General features: G+C 66.2%; 21 protein-coding genes. 12 read left to right on the top strand and 9 right to left on the bottom strand.

Translation table 11 applies throughout. The annotated features are described in order from the left end of the window. Positions 1 to 33 precede the first annotated feature (33 nt). Genes ACF07D_RS13010 through ACF07D_RS13000 form a run of 3 tightly spaced genes read right to left on the bottom strand, consistent with a single transcriptional unit; the run spans position 34 to position 4,024 of the window. Complete coding sequence (locus tag ACF07D_RS13010) at positions 34 to 2,112, bottom strand: iron ABC transporter permease (protein WP_391505189.1); 2,079 nt, start codon at positions 2,110 to 2,112, stop codon at positions 34 to 36. Next, positions 2,109 to 3,185 carry an iron-siderophore ABC transporter substrate-binding protein gene (locus ACF07D_RS13005; RefSeq protein ID WP_119281645.1) on the bottom strand — a complete coding sequence of 359 codons (1,077 nt, stop codon included), beginning with the start codon at positions 3,183 to 3,185 and terminating at the stop codon, positions 2,109 to 2,111. Before ACF07D_RS13005 ends, ACF07D_RS13010 begins: the two co-directional genes overlap by 4 nt. Beyond that, positions 3,182 to 4,024 (bottom strand): ABC transporter ATP-binding protein, encoded by an 843-nt coding sequence (locus tag ACF07D_RS13000; RefSeq protein ID WP_255808942.1) that lies wholly within the window; start codon positions 4,022 to 4,024, stop codon positions 3,182 to 3,184. The genes ACF07D_RS13005 and ACF07D_RS13000 overlap by 4 nt, the downstream gene beginning before the upstream one ends. 169 nt (positions 4,025 to 4,193) lie before the next feature. Between ACF07D_RS13000 and ACF07D_RS12995 the strand changes: the two genes are divergently transcribed. Beyond that, entirely contained in the window at positions 4,194 to 5,171 is a 978-nt protein-coding gene (locus tag ACF07D_RS12995; RefSeq protein WP_391505188.1) for a siderophore-interacting protein, read from the top strand. A gap of 182 nt (positions 5,172 to 5,353) precedes the next feature. Here the strand turns inward: ACF07D_RS12995 and ACF07D_RS12990 are convergent, their stop codons facing one another. Beyond that, positions 5,354 to 6,046, bottom strand: coding sequence for a response regulator (locus ACF07D_RS12990; protein WP_391505187.1), 693 nt, complete (start codon positions 6,044 to 6,046; stop codon positions 5,354 to 5,356). After that, positions 6,043 to 6,927, bottom strand: coding sequence for a sensor histidine kinase (locus tag ACF07D_RS12985; RefSeq protein WP_391505186.1), 885 nt, complete (start codon positions 6,925 to 6,927; stop codon positions 6,043 to 6,045). Before ACF07D_RS12985 ends, ACF07D_RS12990 begins: the two co-directional genes overlap by 4 nt. 129 nt (positions 6,928 to 7,056) lie before the next feature. On the opposite strand from ACF07D_RS12985, the gene ACF07D_RS12980 reads away from it, so the two are divergent. The 3 genes from ACF07D_RS12980 to ACF07D_RS12970 are packed head-to-tail and all read left to right on the top strand — an operon-like array spanning position 7,057 to position 9,325. After that, complete coding sequence (locus ACF07D_RS12980) at positions 7,057 to 7,779, top strand: ABC transporter ATP-binding protein (protein ID WP_391505185.1); 723 nt, start codon at positions 7,057 to 7,059, stop codon at positions 7,777 to 7,779. Continuing rightward, positions 7,776 to 8,576, top strand: a complete 801-nt coding sequence (locus tag ACF07D_RS12975; protein WP_391505184.1) for an ABC transporter permease — start codon at positions 7,776 to 7,778, stop codon at positions 8,574 to 8,576. Before ACF07D_RS12980 ends, ACF07D_RS12975 begins: the two co-directional genes overlap by 4 nt. Then, positions 8,573 to 9,325 carry a hypothetical protein gene (locus ACF07D_RS12970; protein ID WP_391505183.1) on the top strand — a complete coding sequence of 251 codons (753 nt, stop codon included), beginning with the start codon at positions 8,573 to 8,575 and terminating at the stop codon, positions 9,323 to 9,325. Before ACF07D_RS12975 ends, ACF07D_RS12970 begins: the two co-directional genes overlap by 4 nt. A gap of 152 nt (positions 9,326 to 9,477) precedes the next feature. Here the strand turns inward: ACF07D_RS12970 and ACF07D_RS12965 are convergent, their stop codons facing one another. Next, a complete protein-coding gene (locus ACF07D_RS12965; protein WP_391505182.1) occupies positions 9,478 to 10,407 on the bottom strand; it encodes an acetamidase/formamidase family protein in 930 nt (309 codons plus the stop codon). A 215-nt stretch (positions 10,408 to 10,622) separates the two neighbouring features. After that, the gene (locus tag ACF07D_RS12960; RefSeq protein WP_391505181.1) at positions 10,623 to 11,480 is read right to left on the bottom strand and encodes an SDR family NAD(P)-dependent oxidoreductase; all 858 of its coding nucleotides are present in this window, start codon (positions 11,478 to 11,480) and stop codon (positions 10,623 to 10,625) included. Positions 11,481 to 11,808: 328 nt separating this feature from the next. Here ACF07D_RS12960 and ACF07D_RS12955 point away from each other — a divergent pair, with 328 nt between their 5' ends. The 3 genes from ACF07D_RS12955 to ACF07D_RS12945 are packed head-to-tail and all read left to right on the top strand — an operon-like array spanning position 11,809 to position 13,997. Continuing rightward, positions 11,809 to 11,943: a hypothetical protein gene (locus tag ACF07D_RS12955; protein ID WP_255808938.1), complete on the top strand. Its 135-nt coding sequence runs from the start codon at positions 11,809 to 11,811 to the stop codon at positions 11,941 to 11,943. After that, positions 11,933 to 13,474, top strand: a complete 1,542-nt coding sequence (locus ACF07D_RS12950; protein WP_391505180.1) for a sodium/proline symporter — start codon at positions 11,933 to 11,935, stop codon at positions 13,472 to 13,474. The genes ACF07D_RS12955 and ACF07D_RS12950 overlap by 11 nt, the downstream gene beginning before the upstream one ends. A gap of 1 nt (position 13,475) precedes the next feature. Continuing rightward, on the top strand, positions 13,476 to 13,997 hold the full coding sequence (locus ACF07D_RS12945) for a hypothetical protein (RefSeq protein ID WP_391505179.1): 522 nt from the start codon (positions 13,476 to 13,478) through the stop codon (positions 13,995 to 13,997). Positions 13,998 to 14,204: 207 nt separating this feature from the next. Here the strand turns inward: ACF07D_RS12945 and ACF07D_RS12940 are convergent, their stop codons facing one another. Together ACF07D_RS12940 and ACF07D_RS12935 are read right to left on the bottom strand one after the other, a co-directional pair. Continuing rightward, a complete protein-coding gene (locus ACF07D_RS12940) occupies positions 14,205 to 15,419 on the bottom strand; it encodes an NADP-dependent isocitrate dehydrogenase (RefSeq protein WP_119281651.1) in 1,215 nt (404 codons plus the stop codon). Positions 15,420 to 15,543: 124 nt separating this feature from the next. Further along, the gene (locus ACF07D_RS12935) at positions 15,544 to 16,845 is read right to left on the bottom strand and encodes a hypothetical protein (RefSeq protein WP_391505178.1); all 1,302 of its coding nucleotides are present in this window, start codon (positions 16,843 to 16,845) and stop codon (positions 15,544 to 15,546) included. Between the two features lie 168 nt (positions 16,846 to 17,013). Here ACF07D_RS12935 and ACF07D_RS12930 point away from each other — a divergent pair, with 168 nt between their 5' ends. From ACF07D_RS12930 to ACF07D_RS12910, 5 genes are read left to right on the top strand one after another with little or no spacing between them, the layout of a single operon-like run. After that, complete coding sequence (locus tag ACF07D_RS12930; RefSeq protein WP_391505177.1) at positions 17,014 to 18,471, top strand: sugar transferase; 1,458 nt, start codon at positions 17,014 to 17,016, stop codon at positions 18,469 to 18,471. Then, positions 18,471 to 19,469, top strand: coding sequence for a glycosyltransferase (locus tag ACF07D_RS12925; RefSeq protein ID WP_391505176.1), 999 nt, complete (start codon positions 18,471 to 18,473; stop codon positions 19,467 to 19,469). The genes ACF07D_RS12930 and ACF07D_RS12925 overlap by 1 nt, the downstream gene beginning before the upstream one ends. After that, entirely contained in the window at positions 19,466 to 20,485 is a 1,020-nt protein-coding gene (locus ACF07D_RS12920) for a glycosyltransferase (RefSeq protein ID WP_391505175.1), read from the top strand. Before ACF07D_RS12925 ends, ACF07D_RS12920 begins: the two co-directional genes overlap by 4 nt. Next, positions 20,482 to 21,858, top strand: a complete 1,377-nt coding sequence (locus ACF07D_RS12915; RefSeq protein WP_391505174.1) for a UDP-glucose dehydrogenase family protein — start codon at positions 20,482 to 20,484, stop codon at positions 21,856 to 21,858. The genes ACF07D_RS12920 and ACF07D_RS12915 overlap by 4 nt, the downstream gene beginning before the upstream one ends. Next, a complete protein-coding gene (locus tag ACF07D_RS12910) occupies positions 21,859 to 22,800 on the top strand; it encodes an ABC transporter permease (protein ID WP_391505173.1) in 942 nt (313 codons plus the stop codon). It abuts the gene before it with no gap. The last annotated feature ends 5 nt before the right edge of the window (positions 22,801 to 22,805 follow it).

Below are 22,805 nucleotides of genomic sequence, written 5' to 3'. Positions count from 1 at the left end.
TCAGCGGCGCGGCAGCCATATGCCCCTCCGCGCTCAGGCGTCGCGTGTCCGCCAGAGCAACCACACGAAGTACGGGGCGCCGAGCAGCGCGACCATGAGGCCGGCGGGGAGCTGCGCGGGCGCGATGACCGTGCGCCCGACGGCATCGGCCACCCCGACAAGGACCGCACCGAGCACGGCGGCTGTTGGCAGGAACCGAGCTGTCCGAGCGCCCACCAGCGCTCGGGCTGCGTGCGGGGCGAGGAGACCAACGAACCCGACGACGCCGACCGCTGTGACGCTCGCAGCGGCGAGTACTGCGGCGAGCGCGAGCAGGCCAAGCCGCGTGCGCTCGAGGCGCACCCCGAGCGCACGCGGGGTGTCTTCGTCAAGCGCAATGAGGTCGACCTCGCGGCGAGCGGCGAGCACGAGCGGTAGCCCAATCGCGAGCACAATGAGCACTGGAAGCACCTGTGCGAAGCTGCGCCCGTAGGTCGTGCCTGAAAGCCAGGTATAGATCGCCGGCGTATTCCACGGGTCGGCGCGCAGCAGGAAGAATGTCGTGAGCGCTGTTGCACCGGCCGAGACACCGATGCCGATGAGCACGAGCCTGTCTGCGCTCAGGCCGCCGCGCCAGCTCAGGCCGTAAACGAGGGCGAACGCGAGCAGGGATCCGACGGTCGCGGCCACCGTGATCCCGACAGTGTTTGCAAGCCCGCCAGTGACGACGAGCACCGCGCCGAGGCCGGCACCGCCTGTGATGCCCAGTAGGCCCGGATCGGCGAGGGGGTTTCGGCTGATCGACTGTGTGATGCCACCGGCAACCGCGAGCGCCGCGCCCGCGAGGATGGCCGCGATCACGCGAGGCGCGCGCTCGTCGAGGGCGAGCGCGATTGGGGGCGGCGCGGCCCCCTGAAGCCACAGCGCGAGGTCGCCTGTGCGCAACAGTGTGTTGCCGGAGAGCGCGCCAAGCACAACGACCGCGACGAGCGCAGCGGCGAGGATGACGATCGTAATCCAGAACCTGCGCGCGCTCCTCGCCGCCGCACGCACCCGTGCGGCCTGTGTGGAGCCACCGCGCAGTCCCCGCGCGAGAATCACGAGCACGATTGCGCCGGCGAGCGTCGTCGCGACGCCAGTTGGTACCGACACTGCCGCCGCCGCGCCGAGCACTGCCCTGAGCACGGCGTCTGCACCGAGCACGAGCACGGCGCCAATGAGCCCGGCGGCTGGCAGCCTGAACGCGTGCCGTTCGAGCGCGGGAACCCAGCGAGCGAGCAGTCGCGCGAGCACCGGGGCGCAGAGGCCGACAAAGCCGATGGGCCCGGCAAGCGTGACGGCGGTCGCGGAGAGCGTGACGGCGATCAGGATCCCGGATACCCGAGTCGCGCGAAGCGGAACGCCGAGGCTTTTCGCGAGATCGTCGCCAAGACTGAACACGTCAAGGCGGTGCGACAGCAGGAGGCCGGCCACAACCGCGACCGCAATGAGCGGCAGCGCGCGCAGCGCAGCATCGAGGTTGAGCTGGGCGAGGCTCCCACTCCCCCACGCAAGGAGACCCTTCGTCTCCTCTTGGAAGAGGATCAGGAGCGCAGACGTGAGCGCCTGAAAGGCGAGCGCAAGTGCGGAGCCAGCGAGCACGAGCCTGGTACTTGAGGTGCCGGCGCCGCCTGCGAGGCCGAGCACGAGGACCGCGGCGGCGAGCCCGCCGGCGAAGGCGAGCAGTCCCGAAGCCCACAGGGGCACGGCGATCCCGAACGCTGCGACAGCAGTCACCGCGAGATACGACCCCGCCGTGACGCCGAGGGTGTCGGGCGAGGCGAGTGGGTTCCGGGCAAGCGTCTGCATGAGCACGCCCGCGACGCCGAGAGCAACACCGACGGCGACGCCGGCCGCGAGGCGCGGGAGCCGGGAACCCCACAGCACGTTGCTGGCGTCGTCAGTACCGCCGCCGGTAAGCACCTGGAGCAGTTCACCCGCACCGACGCCAGACGTTCCCTGCGAGAGATGCCAAGCCGCAACGACGGCGAGCGAGGCGGCGATGACCGCGATCGCGGCCCCGCCCCCGAACGCGCGGGCGCGGGGGCGCGCCTCGGCGCCCGCGACGGCGAGCTCGGAGGCGGTGCGGGTCACTCGCCCGCGCCGGGTTCAGCCAGCACCGACACGTAGGCGTCGATGATCTGCTGCGCCGACCGGGGGCCACCAAACGTCCAGATGCCAGTCGGGAACGCGTACAGGCGACCGTCGGCGACGGCAGGCAGCGCCGCCCATACCGGGTTCGTCTCGAGCGCAGTCGCGAACTCGTCTTCCGACTTCTCTTCTGTCGCGGTGTGCAGCAGCGTCGCGTCACCGACGGCCTTCATTCCCTCGATGTCGGTCTGGCCGAGGCCATAAGCGGGGTCGACCTCGCCCGTCCAGGCGTTCGTGAGGCCCAGCTCTTCGCCGATCTCACCGACGAGCGATCCTTGCCCGAAGGGACGCAGCGCGACGTTGCCGCCGTCGATCCAGCCGTCGAAGTAGACGAAATCGGTCGTCTTCAGGCCAGCATCGGCGAGGCTGCCCTTCGCCTCAGCGAGGTGCGCGTCGAACTCGTCGAGCACCACGGCGGCGCGCTCCTCGCGGCCTGTCGCGTCGGCGATGAGCGAGAATGTGTTCTTCATGTTCGCGATCGGATCTGCGGCGTCTGCGCCCTTCGTCGCGAGCACAGGGACGCCGTACTTCTCGAGCTTGCCGATGATCTCATCGTCCGCTGTGTATGCCTCCACAATCACGAGGTCGGGGTTCGTTCCGAAGAGGGCGTCGAGGTTCGGCTCCTGCCTGGATCCGACGTCGGTCGCGCCCTCGGGAAGCTCAACCGCGGTGTCCCAGGTGGTGAATCCGTCGGCGTCAGCAACGGCGACCGGGGCGACGCACAGGGTGATCACGTCTTCAATCTGCTGCCATTCGAGCACGGCGACTCGCTTCGCTGGCGCGTCAAGGCTGACGGTGCGCCCAAACGAGTCGGTGAGTTCGACTGCGCCAGTGCTCGTCGTTGTCGAGTCGTTCTCACAGCCAGCGATCGACGAGGCCGGGGCGGTCTCGGTCTCACCTGTAGGCGCTGCGGTCGTGCCGCACCCCGAGAGCGCGAGCGCGAGAGCGGCGGCTGGGGCGGCGATCGCCGCGAGGCGGGACGTACGACGACGAGTGGTCGAGGGGCTGATACTCATGCGGTGCAGACTTCCGGTTCAAGGCGGCGCTGGCGCTGCCGGTGGCGTGCGCGCGGGAACACCCGAACGCGTTTCGTTTCCTCGTCGACGGTCGTGTCGATGGGAAGTCCGTAGACAGCCGAGAGATGCTCGCCAGTGAGCACCTCTTCGGGGGCACCGCAGGCGAGCACGCTCCCGCCCGCGAGCAGCACAACCTCGTCAGCGACGCCCGCGGCCTGGTCGAGGTCGTGCAGCACGACGCCGACAGCTGTGCCTCGGGCGGCGAGGTCGCAGATCAGGTCGAGCGTATCCATCTGGTGCTTGAGATCAAGGTGGTTCGTTGGCTCGTCGAGCAGCAGCACACCGGTGTCCTGCGCGAGCGCCGTGCCCAGCCAGACTCGCTGGAGTTCGCCGCCCGAGAGCTGGTCTGCTGAACGGTCGGCCATCTGCGTGAGACCGGTGAGCTCGAGGGCTGTGTCGACGGCCGCGCGATCCTGATCTTGCAGGCCCGAAAACCGTCCGCGATGCGGGTGACGACCGTAGGTGACGATGTCGCGCACCGAGAGGCCCGACGGGTGCGGCCGCGACTGCGACAGCATCGCGACTTCGCGGGCAAACTCTTTGGCGCTCAGCGCGCTCGCTCTCCTCGGCTCAGCGTTCGCCGAGGAGAGCGTCACATCGCCGGAGTTTGTGTCGTGGAGACGGGCGATCGCCCTCAGCAGCGTCGACTTGCCGCTGCCGTTCGGGCCAACGAGCGCGGTCACCCTGCCGGGCCGCAGCGTGAGGCTCGCGCAGTGCACGACCTCGGTGCCCCGATAGCCCAGGCACAGTTCTGTTCCGCAAAGAGTCGATGCTTTCACAGTTAAGTAAGCCTAGCCTAACATTGATCTGATGAATAGAGTGGGTGTGGATTCGCGCCGTTCTCCCAGCTCGCGCAAGCCGCGCAACACCGATCACCTAGCGCATCGTGCGCGCCAGACCGGCACGAACGCCCACCCGCCACCTACCGCCCCAAAGGAGCCCTTCCGAATGACCTCCCGCCAGCCGTACGACGCCTTCCTCACCCGGGTACTGCGCATCACGCAGCTCTCACCCCACTTCACGCGGATCACGTTCGGCGGCGACGACCTTCAGCACTTTGGCATCGACGGCCTCGATCAGCGCATCAAGCTGCTCCTGCCCCTCCCTGACGGCACGTTCCCCGAGCTCGGGCTCTTCAGCGATGAGAGCCCCGCGATGCTCGATTGGTACCGCAAGTGGCGGGAGCTACCCGACGACGAGCGCAACCCGATCCGCACCTATACGATCCGCGCTGTACGCCCAGAGCTCGCGGAGATCGACGTCGACTTCGTGCTGCATGGCACCGAAGGACCCGCTTCCGCCTGGGCACAGGCAGCCACGCCCGGAGACGAGCTCATCATCGTCGGCCCGGACTCGCGTGCCCAGGAACCAGCGGGCGGCATCGAGTGGAACCCGGGCCCCGCCCGACGCGTCCTCCTCGCAGGCGACGAGACCGCGGCGCCGGCGATCTGCGCCATCCTCGAGTCTCTCCCCAGCGACTTCACCGGGGAAGCGTTCATCGAGGTGCCCGAGGCCGGCGACGCACTCGAACTCTCGCACCCGAGCGGCGTCACCGTGACCTGGCTCGGACGCGACGGCGCCCCGCACGGCACGTTCCTTGAGCCCGCCATCGCGGAGTGGGGCGCGCGGCGACTTCCGGGGGCGGGCGCGCGGGCGGGCGATCCAGAGCAGGGGGTCGTCGCTGGCGCCAGAACCGACTCTGGCGCCAATGCCGACGCCGATGCCAGTACCGACGCCGAGGCGGTCGATTCAGACGAGGTCCTGTGGGACGTTCCTGAGCACGTCGTCGGCGAAGACTACGCCTGGCTCGCCGGCGAAGCGGGCGTCGTTACGCGCATGCGCCGCCACCTAGTGCGCGACCTCGGGATCGACCGCAAGGCCGTCGCGTTCATGGGTTACTGGCGAATCGGGCGCGCAGAGGGCTAGGCGCCCGCGACGCCACCCTTCCGGTTGCGGTTTGTGCACTCTTCGGCCGGCGAGGGCACCCCTCCAGGCTCGAGACCGCCTACGACCGCCGAGACCGCACGCCCTGTCACAACAGGGGATGCGGTCTCGGCGGAAAGGTGCGGTCTCGGCCGGCGCCGGCGACGGATCGGGTGCGCAGAGGGCTAGGCGCCTGCGACGCCGCCCTCGTACGCCGCGATAACGAGCTGCGCACGATCACGGGCATGCAGTTTCGACAACAGACTGCCAATGTGGGTTTTCACTGTCTTCACCGAGATCGTGAACTCCGAAGCAATTTCATCGTTGGACAGGCCCCGCGCCACGAGCGCGAGCACTTCCCGCTCCCGCGAAGTGAGGCGGTCAAGTGCGCCCGTAGCCACCGTATTGGTTCTCCCACCGGCGGCCCCAAGGTAGTATGCGACGAGGCCCGCAAGGATGCTTGGGGCGAAGAGCGACTCACCATGATGTGTGCGTCGGATCGCCTCGCGGAGTTCGTCGGGGTGCGCGTCTTTCAGGAGGAAGCCACTTGCGCCTGCGCGGAGCGCCCCGTAGACGTACTCGTCGAGTTCAAACATCGAGAGCACGAGAACCCTGGTGGCGGCGAGAGCCGGGTCTGCGGTGATCGCCGCCGTCGCCTCGATACCATCGCCGCCAGGCATGCGGATGTCCATAAGTACGACGTCGGGGGCGAGCTCACGGGAGCGTGCGATGACTTCAGCCCCTGTTGCAGCCAAGCCGACGACATCGATGTCTGCCGCGCCGCCGAGGATCAACTCGAGGCTGCTACGCAGCAGCGCCTGGTCGTCGGCGATGAGCACTCGTATCGCACTGGCACCGGCGTGCGGTTCGACAGTCATGACACCTCCTGGTCTGGGATGCGAGCGACGACCTGAAACCCCGTGCCGATCGGCCCGGCATCAAGTTGCCCGCCGAGCGCGGCTACCCGTTCACGTAGCCCGCTGAGCCCATGCCCGGCGCCCGGCGCGGCCCGCCATTGCACTCGCGGCCCCTCGTCTTGCACACTGATGTTGAGAGCATCGCGGTCGCGGCGAACACTGACAGTCACGGGGCAGGGACCCGCATGGCGCAGCGTGTTTGCAAGCGCCTCACGCACGACAGCGCAGACAGTCAGCTGGGCACCCTGCGATGCCAGCGCCAGCGCCTCCGCCTCGTAGCGCTCGATGCCGTCGGACGCGAAGTCGACGCTCAATCCTGCCGCCCGCGCCTCGGCAATAATCTCGGGGAGATCAGCGAGTGTCTCAGCGGGGCGGAGTGGGGCGGTGCCAGGCTCACGCAGCACCGTGAGCATCCGACGGAGCTCGGTCGTGGTCTCACGGCTCACCTTCTCGATGTCAACAAGCGCCCGCTCGCGTTCGGCGAGCGCCATCTGTTCGGCGACGTCGACGCTTTGGGCCGCGGCCGCGCGAACGGTGATCGCGCCGAGGCCGTGCGAGACCAGGTCGTGCAGGTCTGCCGCGATCCTGAGCCGCTCGGCCTGCGCGGCTCGCTCGGTTGCCCAGTCCGCGAGCTCCTGCTCGTAGACGCGGCGCTGCATCCGTACGCGAGCGATCGTCACTCCGAGGCCGCCCACTATCACTGCGAGAGTCGCATATCCGATGCCAGTTTTCACGGCTTCGTCCTCAGAAGACAACGTCGCAAGCAAGATCGCCACGAGAAGAAACACGACCCCCGCGTCGAGCCACGCGCGCGTTCGCCACTTCGGCCGAGCTGTCTCCATGAGCCAAGTCTAGGTTCCAGCTGTGCGCCCCGCATCGGACCGAGGTCGGAGGGCCAGGGGCTGACACCCGTGCGATAGTTCCGCCCCCAAGCCGAGGCCTCATGTCTGCCGAACCTGTGTGCTTGAAACATGCTGACATTTGACTCGATCACCAAGAGCCGGGGAAACCGGTCGATTCTTACAAACGTCTCGTTCGAGGCTCGGCCTGGCCGCGTCACTGGGTTTCTCGGGCCGAACGGCGCAGGGAAGTCATCGACGCTCAGGATTCTCCTCGGCCTCGACCGTCCAACCTCAGGGACAGCACTCATCGATGGGCTGCCGTACAGCAAGATCCCTCGCCCGCTACTCACTGTCGGGTCGATGCTCGACGGCTCGGGCGCACACCGCAGCCGCAGCGCTCGAAGCCATCTCGCCTGGGTCGCCACGAGCAACGGCATCCCACGCAGGCGGGTCTCCGAGGCACTCGACGTCGTTGGGCTTGCGTGGGCGGGCCGCACCCGAGTCGGCCGATTCTCCCTCGGCATGGGCCAGCGACTCGGTATCGCGACGGCGCTCCTCGGCAGCCCGCCAGTGCTCGTGCTCGACGAGCCTGTGAACGGCCTCGATCCAGAGGGAATTCGTTGGATCCGCGGGCTCCTCCGCGACCACGCTGACCGCGGCGGCACCGTGCTGCTCTCGAGCCATCTAATGAGCGAGGTCGCCGAGATCGCCGACGATCTCGTCGTCATCGCTGCAGGCCGAATTGTTCGGACTGGCACCGTGGCGAGCGTCACCGCAGGATACGACTCCCTCGAGGACGCATTCTTCGGTCTCACCGGCGGGGAGCCTCGCGACGGAGGGGCTGAGCAATGAGGGCCTTCGCAGGCGCGCTCGCTTCGGAAGCGCGCAAGCTCCTCGCGCTGCCTGGGATCTGGATCGCGATTGCCATCGCGACAATTGGCTCAGCGTGTATCACCGCATTCAACGCGATGACTGTCAGAAGCGCTGTGGAAGCTGGAGACACGTCCAGCCTCGCAGACACGTCGGCGTTCGAGGCCGGGTTTGCTGCCGTTCCCATCATCGGCGTCGTCGGCGCGATCGTCATTGGTTCCCTTGCGATTGGTAGCGAGTACACAACCGACCGCGCGGAGGCAGGGGGCGGGCGCCAGATCGCGACGACACTCGCCGCAACACCGCGCCGGGTGGGGCTGTACATCGCGAAAGCCCTCAACGTCTGTGCGCTCACCGCAGCGCTCGCAGTTGTCTCGATCCCTGGGAACTATGCGCTCGCCCGCGAGCTTGTCGGCGACGCGGGTGTAGAGACAGTGACCCTCGAATCTGGGATCTCGCGGGCGGGCGGCGCCGCACTCTACTGGGCACTCATGGCGCTCATCGCCTTCGCGATCACAGGGCTCGCACGGAGCGTGATGGTGCCGCTCACCGTGCTCATCGCGAACGGATCGCTCGTTTCCTTCTCGCTGCTCATGCGGGGCGTCACCCCACTCGCCGACTACTTGCCTGACATGGCCGGCAGAAACCTTTTCGGGTTTCCGCCCGAGTTCACCGTGGAAGGAGGGCTCGCACCCATCCCCGGCGCGATCGTGATGGCCTGCTGGGCGCTCGGGTTGCTCCTCATTGGCGGTATCGCGTTCCAACGGAGAGACGCGTGAGTCGCGTGTCTTGGGCTGGGCCGCTTCGAGCTGCTGTCGCAGCGGAGGTCGCGAAATTGTGCTCCCTGCCAGCGGCGATCGTGTGCGCCGCCGCGTCGCTGCTCGTGGGCACCGCCATCGCAGGGGCGCTCGCGTGGGGCGGATCAGGTCAGTCAGTTACACCCATCGGAGCCGTAACCGCAGCGGTCCCGCTTGCGCAGGTATGTGTCATCGCGCTCGGTGTGCTGCCGATGGCGCACGAGAGCGACGGCTCCCAGCTCCGCACATCACTCACCGCCGTGCCTGGCAGGGCGCGCTTCGTGGCGGCGAAGAGCGTCGCCGCGCTGCTTGCCACGTCAGTGGTCGGCGTGCTGACGGTTGCCGCGAGCTTCGCGGCGAGCCTCGCGGGGTGGGCATTCGGCGGGCACGTCGGGGCACCTCCACATCAGGATCCTGACCCCGTGGTCATGCCGCTCGCAGGCGCAGCTATCTATCTCGCTCTCATTGGGCTGTTCGCGCATACGATCTCGCTGCTCTGGGCACGGCTCGCTCCCGCGCTCGGCGTGAGCCTCGGACTCGTGCTGCTCGCACCGCCGCTCCTCGGGGCGAGCGAACACGCACGCTGGCTACCAAGCCGCGCCGGTGAACTGCTGTACACAGGCGCGACCGACCACGTACTCACCGCCGGGACAGGCGCTGCCGTGCTCGCGGCCTGGGCCGTTGCGGTCGCCGCCACGGGGCTGTGCGTGCTGCGGCGACGAGACATTTGAGCCGGGTTCGGCGAGGGCACCCCACCAGGCTCGAGACCGCCTACGACCGCCGAGACCGCACGCCCTGTCACAACAGGGGATGCGGTCTCGGATGAGAGATGCGGTCTCGGCCGGGCGCGGCGCCAACTCACTGGCCAGAGCCGGCGCACAGGCTAGCCGCGGGGCTGCAGGATCGACTTCGGCACGTGGTGGGTCGTGATCGACCCTGCCGCGAGCGGCGATCCCGCGGGGACCTCGGCCGAGCCGGCTGGCCCACCAAGCGCCGAGTTCACCATCGCACTCATGACAGTGAACGCGTCACCGCGGCTGAAGCCGTGCTGCGTCGTCAGGAAGCGGAAGGCGCGCTGGTAGCCGTTCGCGAGCGACTCCTGGATCGTGTCCCCGAGCCCCACAAAGATCACCTCGGTTGCGGTCTCGATCGCTGGCCCCGAGACAGAGAACTCCTTTGTCAGCGACACGGTCGCGGTGATCGTGCCGGCAGCTTCGATAGCGACGTCAGAGGCTTCGCCCTCCGCCATAACAGCGTGGATGTCGCCCAGGCCGAGGAATGCGCCAGCGACACGCACGGGCAGGTACAGTCGGCTACCGATGCCAGCGTAGGTGAGGTCAAGGTTGCCGCCCTCGGAGTAGACGGGCGCCATCGACGAGTTGCGGCCAGACGCTGGTGCCGTGCCGAAACACCCAACCATCGGACGGGCCGGCACCGAGATGGTGTCGGTGAGGTGCACCATGCCATCAGAAATCGGCACCGTGCGCATGTACGGCTCGTCGCCCATGACGCCGGCGAGGGCACCAGCGCCGTGGAAGTAGCCCGACCAGCCGTGGTCTCCGAGCGTGATGTCGACAATGTCAACGATGAGCGTGTCGCCCGGCTCGGCGCCGTTCACGTAGACGGGCCCGGTGATCGGGTTCAAGAGCGACTCGAGGTCGTCGCTGCTTCCCTTCGCGGCACTCTCCGCATACGAGTAGTCAGACGTCTCAAACTGGATGTGCTCACCGGTGCCCGGATCGATCCTCAGCGCCGGCTCGTCCGCTGCCGAGAAACCTGAGTGCGCCTGATCCTTACCGATGAAATAGCTCACCAGAAACTCCTAACTATGCGTTCTGACCGCGGGCAGCGTCACGCCGCCGTGGGGCGGGTGCCCCGCGCGGGCTGCTCTGCCGCGTGCGCCAGGACGGCCCGTTACGGTCAGGCGTTTCGCCACCCGTGACCAGCCTGGTCGCGTTGCTCACTCAACTATAGTGACCGGGCACCCGCCCGATTGAGCACCGTGGCAAGACGCCATCCGCGCCCCAGCTATCGCCCGCGCTCGCCGATGCGCGCCGCAAGCGCTGGCGGGGCGATGCGCGCGGCCGCGGTCAACAGTTTGTACTTCACGGACGGGATCGAGACTGCCTTCCCCCGTTCGAGGTCCCTCAGCGAATCGGCGACAACTCGCGGCGCACTCAGCCACATCCAGCGCGGGATCCCTTCCTCGCCCGGAGGGAGCCCGAGCCGCTCGTGGAAGTTCGTGTGCGTATAGCCGGGGCAGACCGCGGAGACAGTCACGCCGCGCGAACGGTACCGCCCATTCGCCCAGCGCGAGAACGTCACAAGCCACTGCTTGACCGCCGAATAGGTACTGCGCGGAATGAACGCCGCGACCGAGGCGACGTTCACGATGCGGCCGCTCCCCCGCTCAAGCATTCCAGGCAGCGCCGCATGCATGAGCCGCATCGGCACCTCATTGTGGATGCGCAAGTGGCGCGCCTCCGCTTCAATATCGTTCAGCTCAAACGCGAGCGGCAGACCAAAACCCGCGTTATTGACCAGGGTGCTGACGGGGTTTGTGCGAGATTCAAGACGCGCGACAACCCTGCGCACACCCTCCGGGTCGAGGAGGTCGACAGCGAGCACCTCGACGTCGACTCCGCACTTCGCGCGCAGCGTCGCGGCGAGCGCCTCAAGCGCCTCTCCGTCACGAGCGACGACCACGAGGTGCTCACCGCGCTCAGCAAGCTGAGTCGCATATTCGGCCCCGAGCCCTGAGCTCGCACCAGTGATGAGAGCGGTGCGCGGGCCATCTTTCTGTATGCGGGCCGCCGCCTGTAAGGCCAGCTCGGCCCGCTGGTCTCGGTTCAGAGGATCGTCTTGCTGGTGCGTCGTCGCTGACATGCCTTGATGGTAGCCCGGAGGCCCGGGCGTTTGGGGTGGGTCGTCATCCGCCAGAGCCGGAGGGGTGCGGATCCAGCGGCATCTTGCCGTCGGTCCCGCTGCTTTGAAAATCCGAAGTAATCACCCTACCTAGCCCTTGTTTCCTAAGTTTTCCTGCTGTGAGCGGGCAATTTCACGTGCGGTCAGAACGAACTGCGGTTCCCTGGACAAGCACGATATCCCGCTGAAAGACTGACCACGCACCCCGGAACAACCGGGGCAGTGTTTCGCCGCAGATCAGTGTCGAGCGTGGCGAAACGCTCGGCTACGACGCAAAGAGGCGGTGCACATGTTCAATCTTCCAACCTTTACGTTGGTCTCGATCGCGAGCGTGACAGGCTTTTGGGTGCTGTACACGGTCGTGTTCCTGTGGGTCTCCAGATCCTGGTCGCGCGACGACAGTGAGGTGACCCATGAAGATTGAGCTCTGGTTCCTCATCATCTACTTCGTCGCTATGGCCGGGATCGGCGTCTGGGCCATGCGCCGCAGCTCGAAGAACGCAGAGGGGTTCCTGCTCGCGGGGCGAAGCCTCGGGCCCGGGGTGACGGCACTGAGACTGCAGAGCTCGTCTATGTCGGGCTACATGTTCCTCGGCGCGGGCTCGCTCGGGTACACGCAGGGCTACTTCGGCATGTGGTACGCGCTCGGCGACATCGGCGGTGGCGTACTCAACCTGTCAGTGCTCGGCAGGCGGATGCGAAAACTCTCGCAGATCCTCGGTTCGATCACCTCTATTGAATACCTCGAACACCGGTACCCCTCGAAGTGGGTGCGGATGATCGCGGCTCCAGTCGCCCTGTTCTGCATGTTCTTTTACGTGATGGCCCAGTTCATCGCGGGTGGGCGCGGCCTCGAGATGGTCTCGGGAATCAGCTACCCGATCGCGCTCGCGGTGGCGATCGGGGTCATCGTGCTGTACACATTCCTCGGCGGGTACCTCGCGGTCGCGTACACGGACTTCGTACAGGCAATCATCATGCTCGTTGGAATGGTGTGGATCCTCATCGGCACCCTCACCGCCATCGGCGGCTTTTCTGCCGGCAACGCGAAGGTCGGAGCGATCGACGAGACCCTGCTTGGCATGTTCGGCAGTGGTGGTGTCTACGACGGCCAGTGGGGCATCATCTTGGGCGCGCTGCTCATCTTCTCGATCGGGTACATGGGGTGGCCGCACGTCGTCGTCAGCCACATGGCGATGAAACGGCCGAGCGTCGCGCGCCGAGCGGGTCTCTACTCGACACTATTCAATCTCGTCTTCATTCCCGCGCCCTACATCGTCGGCATCTTTGCGATCGTACTGCTCCCAAACCTCGTGAACCCCGAGCTCGCAATCTTCGAAATGGCGTCAAATGTGCTGCCCTCTTTCGCCGTCGGGATAGTGATGGCGGCAATCATGGCGGCAATCATGTCGACAGCCGACGCGCTGCTGCTGCAGTCGGGAACCGTCGCGAGCCAGGACATTTACGCGCGGTTCTTCAACAAGAACATGAGCGACAAGCAGATGGTGCTCGTCTCCCGCGTCATCGTGCTCACGCTCGCCATCGTCGGCTATCTCATTGCCGTCGTCGAGCCGCCCGCAGTTGCGGCTATCGTTATTTTCTCGACGACCGTGCTCGGCAGCGCTTTCGTGCCCTCCTACGTCTGCGCGGTGTGGTGGAAGAAGGCAAACACCGTCGGAGCGATCTCCTCGATGATCACGGGGACCGTACTCGCCGTCGGGTGGGAGCTCGCTGGCTTCGCCGGATTCACCGGGCTCGACCCGATGGTCGTTGGCATCCTAGGCTCCACTGTCGCAATGATCGTCGGTAGCCTCGCCACGCAGCGCAGCCACCCTGTGCCCGAGCACATCGCTCGCGCACTCGACGAGACCAAGAAGGTTGGCCCGATCCCAGCAAAGCTATTGCTCGGGCAAGATAGCAAGCTGTCGGCCCAGGCCGAGATCGCGAGTCAGTGACATGCCTGCGGACACGAAGAGCTTTCAGGCGCTTCCGGCGCAACTCACCTCCGCACACGCGTGGTCAGTTGTACTGGACCGCGCACCTGGAATCGCCATGGTGAGCGAGCGGCTCCGCTGGCACCCATTCTCAGGGTTCGAGTACAAGATCACGCACCCACTGAACATGGGCGGCTCACCGCAGCGTGCCTTCGCAATCGTGGATCGGCTCACGGGTCAGGCCACACTCACCGACCCGTGGCCTGACCTCGTGCAACTCGACGAGCGGCAGCGCACAAGCCTCGTCACGGATCCTGGCTGGAACACGACGAGTTTCACAGAGGCGGGAAGCCGCGCGCACCGTCTCGTAGCCACCGCGGCCATCCGAAAACACCGCCTCTCCACGCCCTCGACAGTCACCGGGGTACGGACCATCAACACACTCTGGAAGCCGAACTGGCTGCTCGAGGCGCGGCTAGCGGGCCGCAGGCTGCAGATCCTTGTCGACGCGATCACAGGCGGGTACTACGTCGTTGGGACGTAAGGTTTCCTCGGAACGGCGAAGGGCCGGTGGAGAGATACTCTCCACCGGCCCTTCAGCGTTTGGCGGCGAACCGCTGCGCATTTTGCCCATGCCAACTCGCGCAGTAGCGCGACCAGCGTTTGGCGGCGAAACGCTGCGCGTTTTGCCCATGCCAACTCGCGCAGTAGCGCGACCAGCGTTTGGCGGCGAAACGCTGCGCGTTTCGCTCTATGCCAAACGCTGCTGCAGGTTCTCGTCGATCGACGCGAGGAACTCCTCGGTCGTCTGGTAGCCCTGCTCAGGGCCAACGAGGAGCGCGAGATCCTTCGTCATCTTGCCCGACTCAACGGTCTTGATGACAACGTCCTCGAGCGTGTGCGAGAACTCGATGAGCTCCTGGTTGTTGTCGAGCTTGCCACGGTGTGCGAGACCACGGGTCCACGCGAAGATCGACGCAATCGGGTTCGTCGAGGTCGGCTTCCCCTGCTGGTGCTGACGGTAGTGACGGGTCACGGTGCCGTGAGCAGCCTCAGCCTCGACAACCTTTCCGTCCGGTGTCGCGAGCACGGAGGTCATGAGGCCGAGCGAGCCGAAGCCCTGCGCGACGGTGTCAGACTGCACGTCGCCGTCGTAGTTCTTGCATGCCCAGACGTAGCCGCCCTCCCACTTCATAGCGGAAGCGACCATGTCGTCGATGAGGCGGTGCTCGTAGGTCAGGCCCGCAGCCTCGAACTGCTCCTTGAACTCGGTGTCAAAGATCTCCTGGAAGATGTCCTTGAAGCGGCCGTCGTACGCCTTGAGGATGGTGTTCTTCGTCGAGAGGTACACCGGGTAGTTACGCGAGAGGCCGTAGTTCAGCGATGCGCGTGCGAAGTCAACGATCGACGCGTCGAGGTTGTACTGCACCTGCGCGATGCCGTCGCCCGGGGCCTGGTAGACCTCGAACTTCTGGGGCTCGCCGCCGTCCTTGGGCGCGAACTCGACGGTGAGGGTGCCCTCACCCGCGAAGCGGAAGTCGGTTGCGCGGTACTGGTCGCCGAACGCGTGGCGGCCGATGATGATCGGCTTGTTCCATCCCGGCACGAGGCGGGGGATGTTCGAGATGATGATCGGCTCGCGGAAGATCACGCCGCCAAGGATGTTGCGGATCGTGCCGTTCGGGCTCTTCCACATCTTCTTCAGGCCGAACTCTTCGACGCGCGCCTCATCAGGCGTGATTGTCGCGCACTTCACGCCGACGCCGTGCTTCTGGATCGCGTGCGCGGCGTCGATCGTGACCTGATCGTCGGTTGCGTCGCGGTGCTCCATACCGAGGTCGTAGTACTCGAGCGTGACGTCGAGGTACGGGTGGATCAGCCGATCCTTGATGAACTGCCAGATGATTCGTGTCATCTCGTCGCCGTCGAGCTCAACGACGGTGCCTTCAACCTTGATCTTCGCCAACGTAACTCCCTGTTTCAACGATCAAATTTCCGCCTTCTAGTCTAGCCGATGCGGCCTAGATTTATCTCGACGTCAAGATATCGGGGTGATCGGGTGCGAAGATCGCCGCCGGTTGGGCAGCAAGCTAGGCGTCGCCCGCTTCGCCGCCGCCGGCCCCGCCGGGATCCGCGCCGCCGGTATCACCGTCACCGGCGCCCGGAGCAGGGGGCGTCGTGACTGGCGGCGAGGTGGCTGGCGGGCTCGGCTGCCCTCCCGTGCCGGCCTGCGGCTCAGGGTTCGTCGCGCCCGGATCGGCGGGCGTCTCCGGCGCTGGTGTTTCAGCGTCTTGCTGCTGCTGGGCCTCGGCGGCAGCAGCGTTCTCGGCTGCCTCTTCCACCGCTTTGCGCTCGGCCTCGTACGAACCGATGAGCTTTTGGAACTTCGGCATGATGTAGCGCATCTGCACGACTGGCCCACCAGGGATGCGCATTGCCCCTTCGGGAGCCTCAGCCCCCTCAGGGAGGCCGCTTACCTTGCCGTCGCCGTCGACGACGAAAAAGGCGGCGTTCGCACGTGCCTGCAAGTCCGTCGCATCGGCGAGCAGCTGCTTCGTCTCTTCGAGCTTCTCGACTTCAGGATCAAGCCCGGCGGCCTCCGCCTCGGCGTCGCGCTCCGCGAGTTCATCGATGATCTGCTTCGCCACCCGCTGAGCTTCAGTCGTGGTAAGTTCCTGGACTTCAGTCAGCGCGGCCTTTAGCGCCGTGTTGTCCGCCGAAAGCCCATCTACTGTCACCGCGAAGTCTTCAGCGAGCTTCTGGTTCGTCGCATGCAGCCGCTTCGTCTGTTGCACGCGCTCGAGGGTGACTGTTCCTGTGGTATCAACGTGCTCGACACCCTCCGGCGTGATGTCTGCGTAAAAGGCGAGAAGGTCTGCGTCAACGTCGAACCAGTTCTGCGGGTCTGGCTGCTCGGCCTCACGGGCCGTCAACGCTTTCTTCGCCGCGCTCGAGTGGTTCTTCGGGACTGCGTCGACGGCGATGGCAGCTGAGAGCGCAGTCGTGGCCTCGGCGAGTGCCCGCTTGAACTCGGGGCTCAGCGGCCCGTCCGCGGGTTTTGTAAACGCAGTGAGTTTCGCGGGGAGCCCGTGTACTTCAGCAGAACGCAGCTCAAGCAACAACTGTTCAGAGCCCGCCTGCATCTCGAGTTGCGTAAGGGCTTCGGCCTGGGCGTTCACCTGTTCGGCGAGCTCGTGGAAAGTTGCAGCCTCGCGGGCGTAGAGCACCTGCGGTGCGGCAATTCCGCCAGTCGTGAGCAGCACGGCGACGACAGCAAGCGATGTCGTGAGCGCTTTCGAGGTCACCCTGCGTCGGCGCGCAACAACTCTCGGCGACTCGGCGGTTGCGCCGTCGTCGCCGTGGGCGTTGCCTCGTCGCGCCAGTTCCGTCACCTTCTTCGTTGCACTACTGCAATCCTCGACCTCGCATACGCAAAGTGTGAGCAATTTTACTATACCTGTCCAGCTGGTTAAGCTGTGGGAAACATCTAGTACCGAACGATGGCGGTTTGCAGGTATGCGGCCTTCCGCCGCTCAGCCAGAGGACGTCGTTGATTGAGTGTGACCGCGAGTACGCGTTCCGGGGCCGTCGCGCCCTCATGGGAGCTGCGGTACTCGCGAAAACTCATCTGGACTGACGCAGCAGTCGTCACCGCTGCAGTCGCTGTCGGGATCATCGCCGCGTCGTCGGTGTATCGCAGCAACCCTGTTGGCACGCCCTTCACCGAGGACACCTACGCGCTTGGTTCGTTCGCACTCGGGGTGACGTACTGGCTCGTCTGGATCCTCGCCCTCGGCGTGCATGACTCACGTCGACCGGCAGTGTTCGGCACGGGAGCCGACGAATACAACCGTGTGCTCGCTGCGAGCCTGTCGACGCTTGGGCTCCTCACGCTCCTGCTCTACCTTGTCGATCTGGCGCCGCAACGAACGTTCCTTCTTGTCGCGGGCGGAGTTGGCATCCCGCTCTTGCTGATTGGACGTTGGGCCTGGCGCAAACGGCTGCACCAGCAGCGCCGCCGCAAACGCAATTCCTACCGAACCCTACTCATCGGTGAGCGTCGCAAGTCTGCCGATGTGGCCCGGCTGCTGCGCTCGAACACGCTTGCGGGGTTCAACATTGTCGGAGTCGTCACCACTGATCCAGAAGAACCAGATCTGCTGCCTGGAGTTCCAGTGGTTGCCTCTTACGACAACCTCCTCTCAACAGTTGAGCGGTTCGAGACCGACACGCTCATCGTCACAAGCGCCGACGCGCTCACCCCGCGAAGGCTTCGCAGGCTGGGCTGGGAGCTCGAGCCGACGGGTGTGAAGCTCATCGTCGCGACGGCGCTCACCGATGTCGCTGGCCCACGGATCCACACCCGCCCGGTCGCGGGGCTCCCCCTCATCCACGTCGAGTCCCCACAGTTCCAGGGGTGGCGCTACCTCGCGAAGCGCGCGCTCGATATCTTCGGATCCATTGTCGGAATCGTCATCACGAGCCCGCTTCTGATCCTGATCCCGATCCTAATTCGCGTCGACAGCGCCGGGCCAGTCTTCTTCCCGCAGCAGCGACTCGGCCTGCGCGGCCGGGCATTCACCATGGTGAAATTCCGCTCGATGCACGTCGACGCCGAGCAGGAGCGCATCGGGCTGCTCGATCAAAGCGACGGCAACGGCGTGCTCTTCAAAATGCGCGATGATCCGCGCGTGACGAAGTTCGGCAAGTTCATTCGCCGTCACAGCCTCGACGAGCTTCCGCAGCTGTTCAACGTGCTGAAGGGCGATATGTCGCTCGTCGGGCCGCGACCGCCCCTGCCGCAGGAGGCAGAGGGGTACGAGGAGTGGATGCACAGACGCATGTTCGTTCGCCCCGGGATCAGCGGCCTGTGGCAGGTCAGTGGCCGGAGCAACCTCAGCTGGGATGAGAGCGTTCGCCTCGACCTCTACTACGTCGAGAACTGGTCAATGATGGGCGACCTGCTCATTCTGTGGCGCACGATCCGTGCCGTTGCCAAGGGCGATGGTGCGTACTGATGAGCGAGTTGCGATCTGCCCCCTTCTCAAGCTTCGGTGTCGAACGCCCTCGGCTGTTGCTCGCGGCGTCAACCGGCGGGCATCTCACCCAGCTCAGCAGGTTCGCCCGTGCGGCCGGAGTCGCCGGCGACGCGACCTGGGTGACGTTTGACTCTCCGCAGAGCCGCAGCATGCTCGCCGGCGAGCGCGTCGTGTGGGTCGACTACGTAGCGCCGCGCGACGTCCCTGGGACCCTGCGCGCTCGCCGAGCACTCGGTGAGCAGCTTGACCCGGGCGCCTTCGACGGCGTCGTCTCGACAGGCGCTGCAGTCGCGCTGTCCGCGTTCCTCTGGGGCCGAGCCAATCGTGTGCCAGGCAGGTATATCGAGAGCGTCTCGCGCACAGACGGGCCGTCGCTCACCGGTCGCCTCGTCAGGCTCATGCGGCTCGCGGACACCTACACGCAACATGGGGCGTGGGCGTCGCGCGCGTGGCCGCAGACCGCGTCGGTGATGCGCGGTTTCGCCAGGGAGCTCGACGCAGCACGGGCCGCCGATGGCGGGGCCGGGGGAACTGACAGGCCGCTGCGCGTCTTCGTCACGCTCGGCACCATCCGCCCCTACCGCTTCGACCGCCTCGTCGATCGCGTGCTCAACATCACCCGCGACGGCGACGAGATCGTCTGGCAGCTCGGCGAAACTGCCCGCGACGACCTCCCAGGGACGACGCACTCGCTCATGGACACGAGCGCGCTGCTTGCGGAGGCCCGCTCCGCCGACGTCGTCATCACGCATTCGGGTGTCGGGACGATCCTGCAAATGCTCGGCGAGGGAATCTCGCCGGTTGTCGTGCCGCGCAGGCGCCAGCACCGCGAGCACGTCGACGACCATCAGCTGCAGATCTGGCAGCTGCTCAAGGACTCGGGCGTCGCCGACCCGTATGCGGTGGAGGAGCTCACTCGCGACGGCCTGCTTGCGGCGGCCGCGCACCGCACGCGGCTTTCGGAGGGCGGACTGTGACAGGCGTCTTCATCAGCTGGACGCGGCAGAACGGTCGCACAGCTGATCTCGCACTCGCGCTTGGGCTCACGCCCGAGTACGTGTACCTTGAGTCAGCCTTGGGCCTGCCAGGCAGATACGCCAGGCAACTGCGCGCCACCCGCACACGCCTCAGGCGCACCGCGCCCGCTCGCGCGGTGCTCATGCTGCCGCCGGCCCCAGCGCTCCTCTCCTTCCTCGGATCGCGGCGGCATCGACCCGAGCGCCTCGTTTTCGATCTGCACACGGGGTTCTTCCTTGACCCCAAGTGGGCGTGGTCGGCGAGACCCGCGCTGCGGCTCATGCGGCGCCTCGGTGGCACGGCGATCGTCACCGGTGACGCACTTCGTCGCGAGTGCGAGCGTGCGGGCGTGCCAGCGGTCGTGCTCCACGACGCCATCGGCGAGGCCGAGCCTCCGCGGGAGCATTCAGGCTTCCTGCTGTGCCCGCTGAGCTACGCGAACGACGAGCCTGTCGCCGAGATCCTTGCCGCAGCCGAGCTCACCCCCGACATCGAGTGGCGCCTCACGGGCAGGGCGCCCGAGTCTGTCGTTGCAGCCGCCCCGCTAAACGTGACGTTCACCGGGTTCGTCTCCGACGTTGAGTACTCGGAGCTCGTGCGCGCGAGTCTTGCCGTCGTCGCGCTCACAACCCGCGCGCACACGATGCAGCGCGCAGGCTACGAGGCGTTCAGCGCCGGAGTCCCCCACATCACAAGCGACTTCCCGGAGCTTCGCGAGTTCTACGCGGAGAGCGGCGTGTTCACCGCACCCGCCGCTCACGCGATCGCGGCAGCTGTGCGCGATCTTGCCGAGCGTCGAGCGGCGCTTGTCACCGCGCTCGTTCGGGTCCGTGCGATCAGGATCGGGGAACAGCGGCGAGACCTCGACGCTGTGCGGGCAGCGCTCGGGCTTGAGCCCCGGTTCGAGGGCGGGAACGGGGTTGGGGACGGGCTTGACCGGCCAGCACACGACCAACCGATGAGCGGAGACGCATGACAGGCACGGCTGTACCCCTCAGAATCTCAGTCATCGGCTGCGGCTACCTCGGCACCGTGCACGCGGTGGCGATGGCGGCGCTTGGGCACGACGTTGTCGGAATCGACGTCGACGCCGACCGTATCGCCCTCCTGGCCGCAGGGCAGGCGCCGTTCTTCGAGCCCGGGCTCCCCGAGCGCCTCGAGTCGGGTCTCGCCTCGGGTCGCCTCCGGTTCTCGGCTGACATGGGTGAGGCGGCGGCAGCCGACCTGCACTTCGTCTGCGTCGGCACCCCGCAATCTGCAGACGGCGACGCGGCAGACCTCACCGCGATATTCGCGGCGACCGAGGCTCTTGCGACGCACCTGCGCCCGGGCAGCATCGTCGCAGGGAAGTCGACAGTGCCCGTCGGCACGGCCGCACGCATTGCAGACATGCTCGAGACCGCTGGGGCGGCGCTCGTCTGGAACCCCGAGTTCCTTCGTGAGGGACGCGCAATCGCCGACAGCCTTTCGCCAGATCGGATCGTGATCGGCGTTGGCCGTACGGGCGAGGAGCAGGGTCGGGGCGAGGCGCATGGTCATGGCCGTCGCCCGGGCCAGGGTGCTGACGTGATTGGCATACTCCGAACGGCATACGCGCCGATGCTCGAGCTCGGGACACCGCTCGTCGTCACCGACCTTGCAACCGCCGAGCTCGTAAAGGGCGCCGCGAACGCATACCTTGCGACAAGAATCTCGTTCATGAACGCGATGGCCGACGTCGCCGAACGCGCAGGCGCAGACATCTCAGGTCTCGCCGAGGCGCTCGGGCACGACGAACGAATCGGGCCCCACTACCTGCGCGCTGGAATCGGTTTCGGCGGCGGCTGCCTCCCCAAAGACATTCGAGCATTCGCGGCGCGCGCAACCGAGCTCGGTGCCAAGGCTCCAGCGGCGCTCCTCGCGACAGTCGACGACATCAACCTCAGTCAGCGCTCAGGGCTCGTTGTCTCGATCACGGATCACTTCGGCGGCGCGGTCGCCGGTCGAAAGATCGCAGTACTCGGCGCCGCGTTCAAGCCCGATTCAGACGACATCCGCGACTCCCCCGCGATCGACATCGCACTCGAACTGCACAGACTCGGCGCGAATGTCACAGTCACCGACCCGGCTGCCCTGGCGAACGTTGCGGGCAGGTATCCTGAATTGAGCCTCACTGGCGACCTGACCGACGCGGTGCGCGGCGCAGCGTGCCTCGTGATCGCGACAGAATGGGCCGAATACCGTGAGATTGACCCCGTGGCTGCGGCCGAGCTCGTCGCCGAGCAGACAGTATTTGATGGCCGCAACTGCCTCGACCGGGCCTCATGGGCGGCCGCCGGTTGGCACTACCGTGGAATTGGGAGACGCTGAATGACGCTTGACGACACACAGCCTGTGCGCATCGTGGGCGGAGGCGAACGTCGGCAGACTGGGCGCCGAGCCGCTCCGCGCCTCTCTCCGCTCGACGATGCGCGCTACCGCGCCCCCGGTGACAGCCGCTGGCTACTCGATACATTCCGCTACCCGCATCTGTTGAGCATGCTGCTCAAGAAGGGCACATCGACACGCTATTACGGCTCGGTGATGGGCTGGGGCTGGTCGTACGTGAAGCCCGCGATGCAGTTCTTCATGTACTTCTTCGTCATGGGAGTCGTACTCGGACTCACCCGCGGCCTAGAGCTCTTCCCGCTGTACCTGCTCTCGGGTATCGTGCTCATCAACTTCTACACCGAGGCCACCCGCGCCGCGACAAACTCGATCACAGGCAACGCCGCGCTGATCAAAAAGATCTACCTCCCCCGCGAACTCTTTCCAGTATCGGCGGTCGGCTCAGCCTTCATCCACTTCCTCCCGCAGTTGGTCGTGTTGCTCGCGGTCAGCCTGATCTACGGCAACTTCGCTTTCTCGTTCCTCGCGGTCGTCAAGGTCGTCGTGGCCCTCATCATCCTGTTGGCGTTCACGCTCGGCCTCGGCCTGCTGTTCGGTGCGCTCAACGTCGCCTACCGCGACGCAAAGAACATCATCGACGTGTTCTTGATGTTCGCGGTGTGGATGTCGCCCGTCATTTACTCGCACGAAATGCTTCGCAGCGTCGTGCCAGCATGGGTCTACCAGGTCTACATGGTGAACCCCGTGACCGTCGCGGTCGAGCTCTTCCACGAAGTGTTCTGGGCGCCAATTGTGTCCGAGCCACAGATTCCCGACTTCGCACTGACAAACACGATTGGCGGTATCGGCATCGCACTCGGGACACTGCTGATCGGTCAGGTCGTATTCCGCAAACTGGAGGGTGAATTTGCCCAGAATCTCTGACGACC

The organism is Leucobacter sp. NPDC015123 (assembly GCF_043080205.1).
GTDB lineage: Bacteria > Actinomycetota > Actinomycetes > Actinomycetales > Microbacteriaceae > Leucobacter > Leucobacter aridicollis_A.
This window is presented reverse-complemented; position numbering and strand designations above follow the sequence as displayed.

Bases quoted from the DNA above. Each gene is read 5' to 3' on its own strand.
- ACF07D_RS13005 (WP_119281645.1), bottom strand. From the start codon at position 3,185: ATGAGTATCAGCCCCTCGACCACTCGTCGTCGTACGTCCCGCCTCGCG.
- ACF07D_RS12995 (WP_391505188.1), top strand. From the start codon at position 4,194: ATGACCTCCCGCCAGCCGTACGACGCCTTCCTCACCCGGGTACTGCGC.
- ACF07D_RS12990 (WP_391505187.1), bottom strand. From the start codon at position 6,046: ATGACTGTCGAACCGCACGCCGGTGCCAGTGCGATACGAGTGCTCATC.
- ACF07D_RS12985 (WP_391505186.1), bottom strand. From the start codon at position 6,927: ATGGAGACAGCTCGGCCGAAGTGGCGAACGCGCGCGTGGCTCGACGCG.
- ACF07D_RS12980 (WP_391505185.1), top strand. From the start codon at position 7,057: ATGCTGACATTTGACTCGATCACCAAGAGCCGGGGAAACCGGTCGATT.
- ACF07D_RS12975 (WP_391505184.1), top strand. From the start codon at position 7,776: ATGAGGGCCTTCGCAGGCGCGCTCGCTTCGGAAGCGCGCAAGCTCCTC.
- ACF07D_RS12960 (WP_391505181.1), bottom strand. From the start codon at position 11,480: ATGTCAGCGACGACGCACCAGCAAGACGATCCTCTGAACCGAGACCAG.
- ACF07D_RS12955 (WP_255808938.1), top strand. From the start codon at position 11,809: ATGTTCAATCTTCCAACCTTTACGTTGGTCTCGATCGCGAGCGTGACA.
- ACF07D_RS12950 (WP_391505180.1), top strand. From the start codon at position 11,933: ATGAAGATTGAGCTCTGGTTCCTCATCATCTACTTCGTCGCTATGGCC.
- ACF07D_RS12945 (WP_391505179.1), top strand. From the start codon at position 13,476: ATGCCTGCGGACACGAAGAGCTTTCAGGCGCTTCCGGCGCAACTCACC.
- ACF07D_RS12925 (WP_391505176.1), top strand. From the start codon at position 18,471: ATGAGCGAGTTGCGATCTGCCCCCTTCTCAAGCTTCGGTGTCGAACGC.
- ACF07D_RS12915 (WP_391505174.1), top strand. From the start codon at position 20,482: ATGACAGGCACGGCTGTACCCCTCAGAATCTCAGTCATCGGCTGCGGC.
- ACF07D_RS12910 (WP_391505173.1), top strand. From the start codon at position 21,859: ATGACGCTTGACGACACACAGCCTGTGCGCATCGTGGGCGGAGGCGAA.